This window comes from Shewanella sp. SM23 (genome assembly GCF_025654295.1).
Classification (GTDB): domain Bacteria; phylum Pseudomonadota; class Gammaproteobacteria; order Enterobacterales; family Shewanellaceae; genus Shewanella; species Shewanella oncorhynchi.
Genome location: NZ_JAKKRM010000018.1, coordinates 1 through 16355, shown reverse-complemented (window position 1 = coordinate 16355; position 16355 = coordinate 1). Strand labels below are relative to the sequence as shown.

At 45.4% G+C, this 16355-nt stretch carries 13 protein-coding genes and 1 rRNA gene; 5 read left to right on the top strand and 9 right to left on the bottom strand.

Features of this window, described 5'->3' with window-relative positions; genetic code table 11:
- Window positions 1-33: 33 nt before the first annotated feature.
- From purE to L5L98_RS18150, 3 genes are all read left to right on the top strand, one after another.
- Window positions 34-525: a 5-(carboxyamino)imidazole ribonucleotide mutase gene (gene purE, locus L5L98_RS18160; protein WP_028760937.1), complete on the top strand. Its 492-nt coding sequence runs from the start codon at window positions 34-36 to the stop codon at window positions 523-525.
- Window positions 525-1628 (top strand): 5-(carboxyamino)imidazole ribonucleotide synthase, encoded by a 1104-nt coding sequence (gene purK / locus L5L98_RS18155; protein WP_113941630.1) that lies wholly within the window; start codon window positions 525-527, stop codon window positions 1626-1628. The genes purE and purK overlap by 1 nt, the downstream gene beginning before the upstream one ends.
- 163 nt (window positions 1629-1791) lie before the next feature.
- On the top strand, window positions 1792-3045 hold the full coding sequence (locus L5L98_RS18150; protein ID WP_105249953.1) for a sensor domain-containing diguanylate cyclase: 1254 nt from the start codon (window positions 1792-1794) through the stop codon (window positions 3043-3045).
- A 206-nt stretch (window positions 3046-3251) separates the two neighbouring features.
- Here L5L98_RS18150 and L5L98_RS18145 read toward each other — a convergent pair whose 3' ends face one another.
- From L5L98_RS18145 to L5L98_RS18125, 5 genes are all read right to left on the bottom strand, one after another.
- Entirely contained in the window at window positions 3252-3869 is a 618-nt protein-coding gene (locus L5L98_RS18145) for a hypothetical protein (protein WP_081729062.1), read from the bottom strand.
- A 165-nt stretch (window positions 3870-4034) separates the two neighbouring features.
- Window positions 4035-4499 carry a hypothetical protein gene (locus L5L98_RS18140; protein ID WP_263142711.1) on the bottom strand — a complete coding sequence of 155 codons (465 nt, stop codon included), beginning with the start codon at window positions 4497-4499 and terminating at the stop codon, window positions 4035-4037.
- Window positions 4496-6145 (bottom strand): glutamate--cysteine ligase, encoded by a 1650-nt coding sequence (gshA, locus tag L5L98_RS18135; protein ID WP_168823561.1) that lies wholly within the window; start codon window positions 6143-6145, stop codon window positions 4496-4498. The genes L5L98_RS18140 and gshA overlap by 4 nt, the downstream gene beginning before the upstream one ends.
- Window positions 6146-6330: 185 nt before the next feature.
- Window positions 6331-9183 carry a M16 family metallopeptidase gene (locus L5L98_RS18130; RefSeq protein WP_263142709.1) on the bottom strand — a complete coding sequence of 951 codons (2853 nt, stop codon included), beginning with the start codon at window positions 9181-9183 and terminating at the stop codon, window positions 6331-6333.
- A 179-nt stretch (window positions 9184-9362) separates the two neighbouring features.
- Window positions 9363-9788: a YqaA family protein gene (locus L5L98_RS18125; protein ID WP_263142707.1), complete on the bottom strand. Its 426-nt coding sequence runs from the start codon at window positions 9786-9788 to the stop codon at window positions 9363-9365.
- Between the two features lie 291 nt (window positions 9789-10079).
- Here L5L98_RS18125 and L5L98_RS18120 point away from each other — a divergent pair, with 291 nt between their 5' ends.
- Both L5L98_RS18120 and L5L98_RS18115 read left to right on the top strand, forming a co-directional pair.
- The gene (locus L5L98_RS18120) at window positions 10080-11333 is read left to right on the top strand and encodes a dicarboxylate/amino acid:cation symporter (protein WP_173246311.1); all 1254 of its coding nucleotides are present in this window, start codon (window positions 10080-10082) and stop codon (window positions 11331-11333) included.
- 232 nt (window positions 11334-11565) lie between these two features.
- Window positions 11566-11733, top strand: coding sequence for a hypothetical protein (locus tag L5L98_RS18115; protein ID WP_168823570.1), 168 nt, complete (start codon window positions 11566-11568; stop codon window positions 11731-11733).
- Window positions 11734-11899: 166 nt separating this feature from the next.
- On the opposite strand, the gene L5L98_RS18110 is transcribed toward L5L98_RS18115, so the two are convergent.
- The 4 genes from L5L98_RS18110 to rrf all read right to left on the bottom strand — a co-directional run bounded on the left by L5L98_RS18110 (window position 11900) and on the right by rrf (window position 16230).
- The gene (locus L5L98_RS18110) at window positions 11900-13030 is read right to left on the bottom strand and encodes a sodium ion-translocating decarboxylase subunit beta (RefSeq protein WP_263142704.1); all 1131 of its coding nucleotides are present in this window, start codon (window positions 13028-13030) and stop codon (window positions 11900-11902) included.
- A gap of 8 nt (window positions 13031-13038) precedes the next feature.
- Window positions 13039-14862 (bottom strand): sodium-extruding oxaloacetate decarboxylase subunit alpha, encoded by a 1824-nt coding sequence (oadA, locus tag L5L98_RS18105; RefSeq protein ID WP_263142703.1) that lies wholly within the window; start codon window positions 14860-14862, stop codon window positions 13039-13041.
- An 11-nt stretch (window positions 14863-14873) separates the two neighbouring features.
- Window positions 14874-15140, bottom strand: a complete 267-nt coding sequence (locus L5L98_RS18100) for an OadG family protein (protein ID WP_131525257.1) — start codon at window positions 15138-15140, stop codon at window positions 14874-14876.
- A 974-nt stretch (window positions 15141-16114) separates the two neighbouring features.
- Window positions 16115-16230: ribosomal RNA gene (rrf, locus tag L5L98_RS18095) — 5S ribosomal RNA — on the bottom strand.
- Between the last annotated feature and the right edge of the window lie 125 nt (window positions 16231-16355).

Here is a 16355-nt window from a genome sequence, read left to right as displayed (position 1 = left end):
ATATAATTAAAATTAGTGAGTTAAGGAGTTATCATGCAAGCCCTTGTTGCTGTTGTTATGGGTTCTAAAAGTGATTGGCCCACAATGGAAGCCGCCGCTGAGATAATGGATAAACTGCAAGTGCCTTATCATGTTGAAGTGGTTTCCGCCCATAGAACGCCAGATAAACTCATGGAGTTTGCAGCCTCTGCCGCCGAACGTGGTTTTAAAATCATCATTGGTGGCGCCGGTGGTGCAGCGCACTTACCCGGTATGATTGCCTCTAAAACTCGCTTACCCGTATTAGGTGTACCAGTCCAAAGTAAAGCCCTGTCAGGTATGGATAGCTTATTGTCTATCGTTCAAATGCCAAAAGGCATCGCCGTCGGCACCTTAGCCATAGGCACAGCGGGCGCATTCAATGCAGGATTATTGGCCTGCCAAATCCTTGCGAATAACGATGCAGAATTAGCGGCTCGTGTTGACGCTTTCAGAGAAGAACAGACCCGTGCGGTACTGGACAATCCAGACCCGAGGGAAGTCTAATGACCCAGACAAACACTAAACCTAAGGTTTGGGTATTAGGTAATGGTCAGCTGGGCGCCATGTTGACCCACGCTGGTGAGCCATTAGCGATTGAAGTTAACGCCGTCGATATCATGACACCTACGGATGACATTCTGCCACTCGCGCCCCACGACATTATTACCGCCGAGCGCGAACAGTGGCCAGAGTCCGCCCTGAGTTTACAACTCAGCTCACACCCCCATTTTGTTAATGGTCCGGTATTTAGCCGTTTAGCCGACCGTTTTAGCCAAAAAAGTCTACTCGACCAGCTCAGTGTTCCCACGGCGCCTTGGACCTTAGTCGACGATAACACCCAAGTCGATACCCTGTATCAGCACTATGGTCCTAGAGTCTTGATGAAACGCCGTACTGGGGGTTATGACGGTAAAGGTCAACATTGGCTAAAAGAAGCCGAAGCGGGTGATATTCCAAACGATTGGCGTAACCTTGCGATTGCTGAGCAAGCGATTAATTTTGATGAAGAAGTATCATTGGTTGGCGTGCGTACTCGCGAAGGCGAATGCGTGTTTTATCCGCTGACGCTGAACTTACATCAGGACGGCATTTTAATGGCGTCGATTTCGCCACTGGCACGCTTAAGCCCTTTGCAAGCCCAAGCCGAAACTATGCTCAGCGCTATTATGCACGAACTTGAATACGTTGGCGTAATGGCGATGGAATGCTTCCGTGTTGGCGATGAGCTACTGGTGAATGAGCTGGCGCCGCGAGTGCACAACTCTGGCCATTGGACTCAAGCCGGTACCCATATGGATCAATTCCAGCTGCATCTTAGAGCACTTTGCGGAATTGCGATCCCACAGCCACAAGTGAATTTTCAGTGTGTTATGGTCAACCTTATCGGTATCGATAATGACCCTCGCTGGTTAAGTTTGCCCAATGCTGAGTTGTACTGGTACAACAAAGAAGTGCGCCCGGGTCGTAAAGTCGGACATTTAAACCTATCAGTGCCAAATCAAACTGTGCTCAACCAGAGCATAGCCGCACTGCAAACTTGGATGCCAATCCAATACCAAGCACCATTAGCTTGGATATTGGCAGAATACGCAGAAAATTCGCGTTAATTCAGTATTTAGTACCAAAATCACTGATATGAAATTGTTCACAGTTTCATATCAGTTTATATTTCAATTTTCGTTATATACTTAACTGAACTCAGTGTGAATACGTTAGTGATGTATAGCATTCAATGATTACTAGCAATGACACAGATAAAGGAATAGTCGAGTGAAATTAAGGGATAATTTCAAACGTAAGACCATAGATCGCTTAGATTATCGCTATCATCTGCTACTGCTTATAGTGCCGATATGTCTATTCATCCTGCTGTTTATCTTTAATGCACCCACAGAAAATTGGACTATCCTGCCCTTACTGTTTGTTTGCATCATTTATATTTTTGCCTACAGCCTAATTTACTATTTGCATCAGGGCCGTTTAACTCGACTATGGCAGCATTTAGAGCAAGTCGTCACCATCAACGATGCCATCTATGAACTCGCCCATCTCTCGAGCCATTATAAAAATGAGCATGCCTTTCTGGACGCCTTACTCAATAAAGCCGTGTACGTGATTAATGGTGCCGAAATGGGCAGCATCATTAAAATCAACGAGGTGAATAATAAACTGTATTTTGAATCTGTCGTGGGGCTCGATTTAGCAAAGCTCAGACAACTGGATTTTACCTTAGAGCAAACTTTTGAATATCGACTCACTGAAGGGAGATGCGATCAAGTGGTGGTCATCAATGATATGAAGAATATCAATGCGGCTAGCACCTTAACGGAAGATGATCAAAAAGTGTTACTCTCAGTGTCGAAGCAGCCGATACGCTCAACCCTGTCTAGCCCTATTCGTATTGATGGCAAACTGTATGCCATGCTCAATCTCGATAGCAGTAGCATTGGCGCCTTTAGCGATTACGACCGCAATCTTGTCTCTATCCTAACTCACGAAGCTAGCAATGCCATTGCGCTCTATCAGAAGTCACTGCAGATCACTAAACTCGCCAATTTTGATCCATTAACAGGACTTTATAATCGAAAGAATTTTGAAGATGAACTGCACCACTGGCAGCACAAACCTCACTTAGGCAGTTTTTTAATTATTATCGATATGGACAATCTCAAGTCCATTAATGATGCCTATGGGCACCAGATGGGTGATGTTGCCATCAAGCGAACAGCCACCGCCATGCTCACCTATTGGCAAAATAAAGGCATTATTTCCCGTTTTGGTGGCGATGAATTTGTCGCTTTATGCCATGGGCCGTTAGCTCAAATTGAACAAGACTTAGATGATATGCGCAAAACCTTGAATCAAGGTTCAGAGCTTAGCCTAGGTTTTAGTTTTGGTATTGCACCCTTCGAAGCCGATTGGTATCAATCCTTTAAGACTGCAGATCATGCTATGTATGAGCAAAAGCGTGCGAAGAAAAAAGCCATTCAGGCATTAGAAACCTTCGCAGTGAAAGCGCAATAAATCAATTGAAGTCAGTTGCTGCAGCCGATGTCAAAAGGCTAATATCAACAATCAGTAAGCGTCGGAGTTGAATATTTGAGTTTAAGATTTGAGTTTACTATCTCGATTAGCTATCTCAATTAGCTATCTCGATTAAATATCTAAATTGAACACCGACAGTCAGCCACTCTCACTTAAGTGGCTGACAATGATATAAAAACGTAATCTTAACCAAAAAATAAACGCCACAGCCAAGATGAATCTAAATCTTCTTGGCAGGTTTTATATTGAGCCGCGTAGCGTTTCGACCTCGCATCCACCTTGTTCGCCACTTTCACTAACCACGCCTTAGATTTATAACTACCACGGCGATAACCGCCCCAGCCCTCGTGATAATTAAGATACTGCGCCCGCGCATCCCATTTAGATACGCCATTTATCTTATGGGTTTTGCTGATAAACCAGCCCATAAAATCCAAGGCATCATCGAAATCACTGCGGCTCGACCAACTGTTTCCCGTCTCACGCACATAATCATCCCACGTCATGGTCTTAGCCTGCGCATACCCATAGGCATCACTGGCACGGCCAATAGGGATAAAACCTAAAAAGTATTCCATCGGTGGCGCGGCATTGTGCTTGAATGAGCTCTCTTGATACATCATAGCTAACGGCACATGCACTGGCACACCCCATTTATCACGGACATCTTTAGCTGCATCGTACCAATCTCGGTGTTCTTGAAATATCTCACACAAATTTTCGGGAGACTTAGGCGGAGATGTCGCGCAACCTGACAAGATGCCGAGACTTGCGCAGAGTAAGATAGCGGAGGATTTATTCATTAATATCATGTTCTTTGGAGAGTTAGCTCGCGCCATGATGTCATAGACTCAGGCTGAGGCAAGCATAAAAAGCCTTTTTGCGCTTAGAAGATCTCAACGCTAGGGGCTAAATCAATATGACTTAATCGTATGTTGCTGGCTTACCACTTGAACTTAACAATTTGGCTATTTCGTTTCGGGACTCAGCTCAAACTGACACTCATGATCTTCTTGCTGCCACACGCCGGGTTCCCAATACGCAGTGTCTTTACCCATATAGCGCTTATCGGTGTGAAATAACGCACCGATATGATAACGCTGATGACTTTCAACATTGAGCTTGAATACTTTGGGTGTCCGCGCGGCAAGCGTGACTGACAAACTTGGATCATCAATCAGCTCCGCAACGGTAAATTCATATTCGCCAGGCGCTAACTGATAATTAGGCTTAGAAACGACTGCCTGCCCGTTTAAATGGGTCACCACAACTCGATACCAGTGAGTACTGGCATCGGGCTGCAAATAACCCGACACAGTACCACAGCCCAGTGGGTCTTCAGGTGACGCGGCGCAGCCAGATAACAAGGCACAGAACCCAATCAAAGCTACGCGGGCACGTAGGCCAATGAAAGAGAATAACCCCTCTTTCACGGCTTCACTCCAAAGTAATCTTCCAGATAATCATCGAATGAAACTGCACTCTGCGCCGCCTCTAGTTCAGCTTGCTTGTTAAGCGAACTGGATGCTTCAGCTTGATACTGCGCTATGGTCTCGCTCGACAAGGGATAATCGATAAAGTATTGATAGTATTGCTGCGCTAACGTCATCACCCACTGACCATGATCTTGGCCCTTGTTGATCACGTTTTGCAGTACTTGTCCCGACAGGGTTAAATTCGGATCTTCAGCCGCTTTACGCCAATGGGCCAAAGCCACTTGATAATCCGTCCCCTCACCATCAAGCAATACTGCCAAAGGTTGCAAGGCATCAAACAACTCTTCTAACCAAGATTTAAGCGAACGTGAACCGTCTGCGGTTAATAACTCAAGCCCAGGTTTACGGCCTTCAAGCACCACAGCTTTAAGATTCGCGCTTAATCTCGCCTCTTCGCTCGCCTCTGACTTAGGCGACTGCGTTAATAAACAATAGAGTAGGAATAAATCAAGGAAACGCACTTGTGTCGCCTCAATGCCAACTGGGCTAAATGGATTAACATCCAACGCTCTCACTTCAATGTATTCCACCCCAGCACGGGCCAGAGCTTCAGACGGTTTCTCGCCACTACGCGTGACCCGTTTAGCACGGATTGGCGAGTAGAACTCGTTTTCAATCTGCAATACATTGGCATTAAGTTGACGATACTCACCATCGACTTTAACGCCGATATTAGCAAAGTTTGCTGAAGGCATTTTAGTGGCGGCATTCACGCCAGCCAGATACTCAGGCAAAGAGTTATAGCTGATATTTAGATCTTCTTGCTCTTTGTTGGTATAGCCTAAATCACTCATACGCAACGAAGTAGCATAGGGCAGATACAGAGTTCCATGGCCCGTTTTTTCAAACTTGAGGTCGGTTTTTTGATCTTTAATGAAGGAGCTACATAACGCTGGCGAGGCACCAAATAAATAAGGTAGTACCCACACTAAACGGCGATAGTTACGGATCAAGCCGAAATAGGATTCTGAAATAAAATCATCGTAAGTTAACTCTTTATCACTTAACTCATACAGGCTTTGCCATAATTCTTGCGATACCGAAAAGTTAAAGTGCACCCCAGAGATGATCTGCATCAGGGCGCCATAACGATAGGTTAACCCCTTACGATACAAGGTTTTCATCATTCCAGTATTCGATGAGCCATAGCGGGCAACGGGGATCTGTTGCTCATCTTTCACATAGCAAGGCATGCTCACGGGCCACAAACGCTGACCATTTAAGTGGCGCACGCTGAAGGCATGAGTCTCAGTTAACCCTGTAAGAAGTTGCTCAACATTGTGATTTACTGGCGTAATAAACTCGAGCAAGGCTTCACTGTAATCCGTCGTAATACGTGAATGCATTAACGCCGAGCCTAAGGCTTCGGGATGCGAGTCTGTCGCGAGATAACCAAACTCATCAATCCGCAACGCCTCACGTTCTATGCCACGTAACATACCCAAGAGTGCGGTGCGCCCATTGGCGTCCGAGAGATGTTGTACTAATTCATTGAATGACTTCAATTTGCGCTTCTCTAATTGGTGATTCGCTATCGCGACAAGGTTAACAGTCAGACCTTTATTTTGAGGCTTATCTTGCAAAATATGCCTCAAAATAAATCTAAACCTGTCTGTGGGGCAAGCCAAATTCACACCTTGTATGATTAAAAGCAGACGGTGACAGCTAATGCTGTCACCGTCTTTCGATGTAAATCCGGTAAATATAGGGCAAATAGTCGTTAACTAATGCACCCGTCTATCTACCTATATAAGGGCGAAATACTAATTTACAATACTAAAGTTTCAATTGGATAGCCCAATACCGCTAAATCCGCTTCAATTGTCGCTTTATCTCCCACCACCAGAATCACCATTTTATTGATATCTAGCTCGGAAGCCGCGAGGGCATTGAGTTCATCTTTTGTTACAGTATTAATGATCTTGTCCTGTTGAGTCGTAAAATCTTGACTCAATTGGTAACGTTGGATCATCCGCATAAAGCCCGCTTTTTGATACGGTGTTTCATAATCAAGAGCTTGCCCTTGAGAGACTGAATTACGCATAAAGGCAAGTTCAGCATCTGTCATGCCCTGCTGCTGATAAGCACTGATTTCTTTTACAAACTCAATGAGTGCTTTCGCCGTCACGTCACTGCGAACGTTACTTGATGCGACAAAATCGCCCACTTCAGCACCGCCAGTAAAACGAGTGCGAGCACCATAGGTATAACCTTTATCCTCACGTAAATTCAGGTTGATACGGCTATTGAATGCGCCGCCTAACGGATAATTCATCAGATAGGATTTAAAATAATCGCCTGTGGCATCGTAGGGTAATGCGCGCTTGGCAATATTGATTACCGATTGCGCCGCACCAGGTTTATCAATCACATAAATTGTGCCGCCTTTTAATGCAGGGAGTGGCTTAAGTGGCGGTACCACAGCTGCTTCTCCTTTCCACTGGTTTAATCCCGCTAGTTTAGGCAGCAATGCAGATTCAGATAAATTAGCAACAGTGACAATTTTAGCGTTGCCGCCTTGATACTGCTGGGCATAAAACGCTTTTACATCGGCTAACGTAAGCGCCGCGACTGAATCGAGCGTACCAAGATCATTCACACCTAACGCATTGTCTTTACCGTATAACAAAGACGACAACGCCGTATCAGCCAGATAGCTAGGATCGGACTGCATATGCTGGATCTGTTGTAATTGCTGCTGTTTCACTCGCGCAAAGTCAGCTTCGCTAAACGCTGGCTGAAACAGCTTTTCTTCCATAATCGCCAGCGTCTCATCTAAATGTGCTGTCAGAGCCGATACTTTGATCGAACTTTGATATTCAGACGCACTAAAGTCGACACTACTACCTAGCATTTCTAAGGCTTGTGATAGTGCTTCACTGTTGCGCTTCTGGCTCGATTCATTAAGCATTTCCGCAGTCAGCGTTGCTAAGCCTGCTTTTTCGACGGGTATGAGTCTGTGGCCACCATTGAGATAAACAATTAACTCAACTGTTGGTGTTTCAGTACTTTGAGTGCCCATGACTTCGATGCCATTGGCTAAGGTTTTTGTCCAAATTTTAGGTACTTTGAGCATAGGTGCAACGCCAGATGCAGGCATCTTAGTCCGATCAAAACTTGAAACAAGTTCAGGCTTGGGCAAATCCCCCTCTACCGCAGAATGTGCAATCGGCAACGTTGCAGGCGTGAAGTTATCCGCATGGGCAATAAGTGACGTCATTCCCTGCGGCACCACACTCATAACCACCATAGGTTTATCTTTAATGTATTGCTTAAACACGCGCATCACATCGTCTTTGGTCACATTGGCATAACGATTCAGATCTGAGGCAATCATGTTCGGATTGCCCGACAGCGTTTGGTTCATCGCTAAGGTCGACACTTTGCCAGAAACACTCTGCAGGCTATAAATAGTATCAGCCTCAAACTGCACTTTAACTTTTTGCAGATCGTCATCGGTAACGCCACGTTGCTCAAACTCCTTAATCGAGTCGAGGATACGTTGCTCCAGATCCGCCAGTTTGCCGCCCTTTTCAGGATTGGCTAAAGCATAAATCGACATCTGACACGCAAGCTCTTGACAAGGATGACTCACATTAGCCTGCACGGCATAACCGTCCTTAACCAAGTTTTTATATAATAAGGATGTTTTACCACCACCTAAAATATTGGCTAACAGATCGAGCGCGGCCTCATCTGAATGTCTAGCGTATACGGTAGGAAAACCAATACGGATCAAAGGCAAGTGCACTTGATCTTCCATGGAGATGTAACGCGTCTTGTCTAAGTTAACCTGCGCCTTTTGCTCTAACGAGACTTCAGGGCCGCGGGGGATTTCACCAAAATATTTATTGACCCAGGCTAAGGTTTGCATTTCATCAAAATCGCCACCTATGGTCAGGGTTGCATTGTTAGGGCCATACCAACGTTGGAAAAAGTGTTTCACATCATCAACTGTGGCGCGATTAAGATCGTCCGGCCAGCCAATTACAGGCCAAGAATAAGGATGACCGACAGGGTACATGGCTTGGCTAAAACGCTCACTCATGCGGCCATAGGGCTGATTATCGATACGTTGTGCACGCTCATTTTTGACGGTTTCGCGCTGCACTTCAAATTTTTCACTGGTGAGTGCCGGCAACAAAAAGCCCATACGGTCCGACTCGAGCCACAACATTTTTTCTAATTGATTGTTGGGTACTGTCTCAAAGTAATTGGTTCTGTCGGTATTGGTCGTGCCATTTAGGGTACCACCGGCTTCGGTAACCACTTCAAAATGCTGTTCATCGGCAACATGCTGCGAGCCTTGGAACATCATGTGTTCAAATAAATGCGCAAATCCCGAACGCCCAGCTAATTCACGGGCAGAGCCCACATGATAAGTGACGTCGACATGCACTAAGGGATCGGAATCATCTTGATGTAAAATAACCGTTAACCCATTGGCTAATTGGTACTTTTTGTAGGGGATCCCTACTTGCGAATCGGCCAATTGCACATTTTCGATAAGTTTAACGCCTGCGGGCAAGTTCACCGTAGTCGTTTCAGATGCACAACCCGCAAGTGCGGCAGAAATTGCGACCGCTAATATCCATTTCTTCAAAACATTCCCCTCATACATCAATGGGCCAAAATAAAGTGTTATAGCTAAAGTGCTGCGTAGCGTCATAGTGCGCTTAAATGATTAAGCATGGGATTTATGACTCGCAAAATTAACACTAAGTTCCTATCTATACAGTAAATTCAGTCTAAACGGAAAAACACTCCCCGCCCTTGACCATTAAATGCATCCTAGCGCCATCATGCCATCCATTGCAGCACGACAGCGGCAACAATTAAGTAACGAATTGTTTTACCGATTAAAATCATCACCAAAGAAGGTATTAGCGGTAGCCTCAACCAACCCGCCAATAAACAGAGAATATCGCCGACAACCGGTGCCCATGAGAGTAACAACGCCCACACGCCGTAGCGTTCAATCAAGGTGAGCCCCTTTGCGTGTTTACCTGTCGCTAACGCTTCTGGTGATTTTGCGAGGCGACCTAAGCGGCCTAAGTAGAAACTGGTCATCGCGCCCAACGTGTTACCAATACTGGCCACCACGACTAGCGCAACCCAAGCCTCAGGGGTATTGTTTAATAGCGCCACGAGTAAGACTTCAGATCCCCCCGGTAACAAAGTGGCCGCTAAAAAAGCGCCGGAGAACATAATACCTAACTCAGTCATAATGGCTTACTCAATGATAAATCTCTCTTTTTGTATTCAATGCGATGAGGTTTGCCATGGGTTAATTGAATGTTTCACTTAATCTTTTTACAACAAACTCACTTATCACAATAAGTTATAAGAAAAACGGTTTGTTATAACCCTAGCTCTGTCGATACAATGGTTAACTATGGCAGGCAATAACCATGCGCATGACTGAGAGCGCGTTAACATCACGCTCATCTCGTTAAATACGAATCCTATCATCGCAGGCCTATTGGCTCACTCTTAATTTATTTTTCTGGAATATGCATGATCCTTCAAACCATTAGCCGCATTCCGTTTTGGCAAAAAGTCTTAGCAGGCTTTATCTTAGGTGCGCTCGTTGGCGTTATTTTAGGTGAAAGCGCCACAGTGCTAAAACCATTAGGTGATCTGTTCATTGGGGCCATTAAGATGTTGGTCGCACCTTTGGTATTTTGTGCCATTGTCGTGAGTATCACATCGCTCAACTCGCAAACCAGTCTGAAACGCCTGAGCTTGAAAACTTTGGGTATGTTCATGCTGACAGGCACAATCGCCTCTCTGATCGGCTTAGCTGTTGGCTCAATGATCGACATGGGTGGCACCATGCAACTCACAACGACTGAAGTGCGCGAGCGTAATATTCCCGGTTTCGCACAAGTGTTGCTCGACATGATCCCTGTCAATCCTTTTGCTTCACTCGCTGAAGGCAAGGTACTGCAAATTATCGTGTTTGCAGCTTTGGTGGGTATCGCTATCAATAAAGTCGGCGAGAAAGCAGAGCCATTAAAACGCACCATTGAAGCAGGTGCTGAAGTCATGTTCCAACTGACTCGCATGGTCCTAAAACTAACCCCTATCGGTGTGTTTGGTTTAATGGCATGGGTTGTAGGTGAATATGGTTTATCAACCTTACTGCCTTTAGGTAAGTTTATCGGGGCTATCTACATTGCCGCCTTTATCCACATCATCTTCGTTTATGGCGGGTTAGTGAAGTTTGTTGGTGGTTTAAGCCCACTGCAATTTTTCCGTAAAGCTATGCCAGCACAGTTAGTCGCATTTAGTACTTCCTCAAGTTTTGGTACTTTACCTGCGAGTACTCGCGCAGTCGAAACCATGGGCGTATCAAAGCGTTATAGTGCCTTTGTGATGCCATTAGGTGCGACCATGAACATGGACGGCTGTGGGGGTATTTACCCTGCGATAGCCGCTATCTTCATCGCTCAAATTTACAATATTCCGCTCGACACACTGGACTATGTGATGATCGCCGTGACTGCAACAGTGGCTTCTGTTGGTACCGCTGGCGTACCAGGAAGTGCGATGGTGATGTTAACTGTCACCTTAGGTGTGATTGGTCTGCCACTTGAAGGCATTGCCTTTATCGCCGCGATTGACCGTATTATCGATATGATCCGCACAGCAACTAACGTGACGGGCGATATGATGACTGCTGTTGTGATTGGTAAATCCGAAAATGAACTCGATGAAGCGCAGTTTTATTCGAACGACAATCAAGACGTTACACCAGTGAGTTCGTAGCAATAACAATACTGTATAAAAAGTATTAAGCTAAATCATCAGTACCATTGACCACAGTAAGAGATCGCTTCGGCGGTCTCTTTTATTATCCTACAAACGGTCTTTAATCTATTGGCTTTAGAAGCCACAATCGACTTCGACAGTCTCTACCAGCTGCAAAATAGGTTACTCAAATAAGATCAAGCTGTTAGACTCTGAAACAACTCTAACTCACACTTTAGCAGAACAGACAATGACGAGACTCTTCCTTATCCCGCTGATCCTATGTTTGTTTTGGGCGTTATTTTTAAAAGCCAACAAACTCACGCTAAAACAAGGCCGGCGAGGTTTTATCTACATTATCGGTATAGGTGGCGGGCTGATTTTAATCCTTATGGCATTACTCTGGTTAACGGCTTAGGTTAATACCAAGGATTCATTTTCTAAATTAGTGACTTAACAAAAAGCCAACTTAATACTGAGTTGGCCTTAGTGATAAAACAGCGTTAACGACTAGAATAAATTCGAAGATAAACCCGCTAAATTTACCCACTCAGTCAAGCCCAATCAGTTAACCCACTCTGTCATCAACCCAGCACGGCAAGTAAAATCCCCGCAGCCACAGCAGAACCTAGCACTCCCGCCACATTGGGACCCATGGCGTGCATTAACAAGAAGTTGTGTTGGTTGGCCTCTAATCCAACTTTGTTCACGACTCGTGCTGCCATAGGTACAGCCGACACCCCTGCGGCACCAATCAACGGATTAATCTTACCACCCGACAACTTACACATCAGTTTTGCCATCAATACACCTGCAGCAGTACCAATGCCAAATGCTAAAGCTCCCAATACCAAAATTCCTAAGGTTTCAAGCCGCAGGAATTGGTCGGCTGATAACTTAGAACCGACAGCTAACCCTAAGAAAATCGTAACGATATTGATAAGCTCGTTCTGCGCCGTTTTCGATAATCTATCCACCACGCCCGATTCGCGCATCAAGTTACCAAGACAAAACATACCCACTAACGGCGTGGCTGCAGGTAGGAAGAGAATCGTTAATCCCAGTACCATCAAAGGGAAAATGATCTTTTCCTTCTTACTGACTTCGCACAGCTGCTCCATCTTAATTTCGCGCTCGGCTTGAGTTGTCAGTAACCGCATGATCGGCGGTTGAATAATCGGGACTAGTGCCATGTAGGAATAGGCCGCGACCGCAATCGCCCCCAATAACTCAGGCGCCAGTTTTGAGGCAAGGAAAATCGCCGTTGGTCCATCGGCACCGCCTATAATCGCAATGGCCGCCGCATCCTTCATGGTGAACTCAAATCCCGGCACTAAGTTCAGCGCTATTGCGCCAATCAGTGTCGCAAAAATCCCAAACTGCGCAGCCGCCCCTAATAACAGAGTTTTAGGATTCGCGATCAAGGCACTAAAGTCGGTCAGCGCGCCTACGCCCATAAAGATCAACAGTGGGAACACCCCAGTCTCAATCCCCACATGATAGGCGTAATACAGCATGCCACCTTCTTCGGTAAATCCCGCGTGGGGAATGTTCGCCAGCACTGCACCAAAACCAATTGGCAGCAACAATAAAGGCTCAAACCCACGCACGATGGCGAGATACAAGAGCAAAGCGCCCACTGCCATCATCAACACTTGCCCGCCAGTAAAATGGGCAATACCTGTCTCGGCCCAAAAAGCCATTAAACCTTCCATAATGACTCCTACGCCAAGGCCAGTAATTGAGAACCCACAGACACTGAGTCGCCTTCTTTCACCCAGAGCTTAGCGATAATGCCATCGCCCTGAGCACGAATTTCAGTTTCCATCTTCATCGCCTCAAGGATGATTACAACATCGCCTTCACACACTCTATCGCCTGGAGAAACATGCACTTTGAAGATGTTGCCCGACAGAGGCGCGCTCATTTCAAGCCTGATTTCACCATGGCTTGTTGCTGGCGTTGTACTCTCAGTCACAGCTTGCACAGTATGAACACTTTGTCCCTGTGGCTGGATTTGCGAGATTTCACCGCCTGCGGTGACTTCAACTATGTACTCTTGCCCTTCGACAGTTACCGTGTAGGTTTCAGGACCACGATCCGCAGCATTAGTAGTAAGTGCCGAAGTCAGCTCAGGTTTAGGCTCAAAGGCGCTCGGATCGTCACGATTCTTTAAGAACTGCAATCCTATCTGTGGGAAGAGTGCATATGTCAGCACATCATCGTCATGCTCTGACGATAGGCGAATACCTTGTTCCTGTGCTTTATCAGCTAACTCAAGCCGTAATTTAGCCAGCTCTGGCGTTAATAAATCAGCAGGGCGACATGTAATGGCTCCGGCTCCTTGTAAGACTCTCGCTTGCAATGCGGCATTGACTGGCGCAGGCGTCGCGCCATATTCGCCCTTAAGCACGCCTTCAGTCTCTTTAGTCAGTGACTTATAACGCTCACCCATTAGCACATTGATTACCGCCTGCGAGCCGACAATCTGCGATGTAGGTGTCACTAAGGGCAAAAAACCTAAGTCAGCACGCACGCGGGGAATTTCTTCCAATACCAAGTCCATCTTATCGGCCGCGCCCTGTTCCTTTAGTTGGCTCTCCATATTGGTCAACATGCCACCAGGCACTTGTGCACGTAAAATCCGCGAATCGATGCCTTTCAGTGCGCCTTCAAACTTAGCGTACTTCTTACGCACTTCACGGAAATAAGCAGCAATCTCCTCAAGCAACACCATGTCGTAACCCGTTGCGCGATCAGTATCTTCCACCATAGCGATAACGGTTTCAGTTGCAGTATGTCCATAGGTTTGACTCATCGACGAAATTGCCGTATCGAGCACGTCAATACCCGCTTCAATGGCTTTCTGATAAGTGGCAGTACTCAACCCTGTCGTCGCATGACAATGCATAGATAACACAAGTTGCGTCTGAGATTTGAGTCGGCTAATAAGCTCAAACGCTTCCATCGGCTTAAGTAAGCCCGCCATATCTTTGATACACAAAGAATCACATCCCATATCTTCGAGACGTTTTGCCATATCAACCCAAGTCTCTATGGTATGCACAGGGCTAGTCGTGTATGAGATAGTCCCCTGCGCATGGCCGCCAACTTGGCGCACCGCTTTCACCGCAGTTTCGAGATTACGAACATCATTCATTGCATCGAAAATACGAAATACATCGACGCCATTAGTATGAGCACGCTCAACAAAACGCGTGACTAAATCATCGGCATAATGGCGATAACCTAATAAGTTTTGGCCACGCAGCAACATTTGCTGCGGCGTATTCGGCATTGCCTTTTTCAACTCACGAATTCTGTCCCAGGGATCTTCACCAAGATAACGAATACAGGCATCAAAAGTCGCCCCGCCCCAAGATTCCAATGACCAGAAACCGATCTTATCGAGTAACGGCGCTATAGGTAACATGTCATCAATGCGTAAGCGCGTCGCTAAAATGGATTGATGCGCGTCCCGCAATACGACATCAGTTAAAAATAATGGCTTAGCCACTGCTGTCGTAGAATTAGATACAAAAGTCATACTGCTCCCCATTACTTAATCTGTGAACGATACTGCTTTACCGCTAGTGAAATCGCAGCGACCAAGCTTGGATCTAAAGGTTTAGCATCAGATTGCGCTACCCTCTGCTGACTTTTAGCATGATTTTTAGCAAAACGTGCAGATGCAGCATCGACTGCACACCAACGCGCAACCAAATGAATCCCAAGGATTAGTACACTTAAAAATAAATAAACTAAGCCCATCCCCAAAAACATAATGCCAACGGCATCCAATAAAGATTGTGTTACATCCTCCATAGCTCCCCTACCCCTTCCTCTCTAGATCCCTATCAACAGCGCGATTGCCCCAAAATCATCGCTATCGCATTACAAGTTCAAAATTCATCAAATGAACTGCTCACAAACTATGGTTCTTCCGTAAACAGACACATAGCAATCACCAATCAGAAAAAAATCGAATAAAAAATCACATTTTAAAGCTAACTAATCACACAGCAAGAAAGCCAGCTGAACTCAACCTGCTAAGAACATAACCAATTGATAACGAAAAAACCATATCAGTGTAAATTGGTCTTACCAACATTAAATGAATCCATAGGCGACAAGTTATTAATCCTCATAAATCGAGCGATTAATTCAATATTCCATAATGAAACAAGCATAATGTTGGATTTAAGCTGAAGTGATGTCTTATGCTAAAAAATGATTCCTAAATTGAAAACAACAAGCATAGGAATAAACCAAGTGCGAAAATATGCAAATTTAACAATCCAAGCTACTGCAATCTGACTAAGTGGCAAAATAAAAAGAATATTGTTCTGAAGACATTGTTTAAAGAAGAGGAATGGGTTCAATTGAGCAAATTAAATCATCGGTTTTGACAACTTAAATGCCCCCTAGATACCAACACAGAGCAGTGCCTAGCAATACGGTTGGTGTGTGGAACGGCTATCTTAAAAGATAAACAACAGTGCTACCTGAGCTAGAGCTCAGGCGTTTAGTTATGCGCAGGATTAAGCAATAGGACGAGAACGAAATGAGAAATCCTAGGATCGACAAAGAATTCAGTAATTGAAATGGCTAGTGAGTTGGTGAGTTGGTGAGTTGGTGAGTTGGTGAGTTGGTGAGTTGGTGAGTTGGTGAGTTGGTGAGTAAAAATAGCGGAAAAACATGCAAGCTAAAAGAAAAACGGACTAATTTCTACAAATTRCAGACGCAAAAAAGCCAGCTTATTCAGCTGGCTTGGTTACATCTCAATGAGATAATTAGGCGCTTGGCGATGACCTACTCTCACATGGGGAGACCCCACACTACCATCGGCGCGTTTGCGTTTCACTTCTGAGTTCGGGATGGGATCAGGTGGTTCCACAAGGCTATTGTCACCAAGCAAATTCTGTTTATTACCGTGTCCATCTCTGGMYCACGTTAATAATAATTTGAAAAGCTGATTTTCTGTTGAGTCTTTAWCTTTATCAAGTRTCTRTATTCTGTCTAAGGTCCGTAAAACCCATC

Coding starts and splice junctions, on each gene's coding strand:
- L5L98_RS18130 (WP_263142709.1), bottom strand. CDS start 9,183: ATGTATGAGGGGAATGTTTTGAAGAAATGGATATTAGCGGTCGCAATT.
- purK (WP_113941630.1), top strand. CDS start 525: ATGACCCAGACAAACACTAAACCTAAGGTTTGGGTATTAGGTAATGGT.
- L5L98_RS18100 (WP_131525257.1), bottom strand. CDS start 15,140: ATGGAGGATGTAACACAATCTTTATTGGATGCCGTTGGCATTATGTTT.
- L5L98_RS18115 (WP_168823570.1), top strand. CDS start 11,566: ATGACGAGACTCTTCCTTATCCCGCTGATCCTATGTTTGTTTTGGGCG.
- oadA (WP_263142703.1), bottom strand. CDS start 14,862: ATGACTTTTGTATCTAATTCTACGACAGCAGTGGCTAAGCCATTATTT.
- L5L98_RS18110 (WP_263142704.1), bottom strand. CDS start 13,030: ATGGAAGGTTTAATGGCTTTTTGGGCCGAGACAGGTATTGCCCATTTT.
- L5L98_RS18125 (WP_263142707.1), bottom strand. CDS start 9,788: ATGACTGAGTTAGGTATTATGTTCTCCGGCGCTTTTTTAGCGGCCACT.
- L5L98_RS18145 (WP_081729062.1), bottom strand. CDS start 3,869: ATGAATAAATCCTCCGCTATCTTACTCTGCGCAAGTCTCGGCATCTTG.
- L5L98_RS18120 (WP_173246311.1), top strand. CDS start 10,080: ATGATCCTTCAAACCATTAGCCGCATTCCGTTTTGGCAAAAAGTCTTA.
- purE (WP_028760937.1), top strand. CDS start 34: ATGCAAGCCCTTGTTGCTGTTGTTATGGGTTCTAAAAGTGATTGGCCC.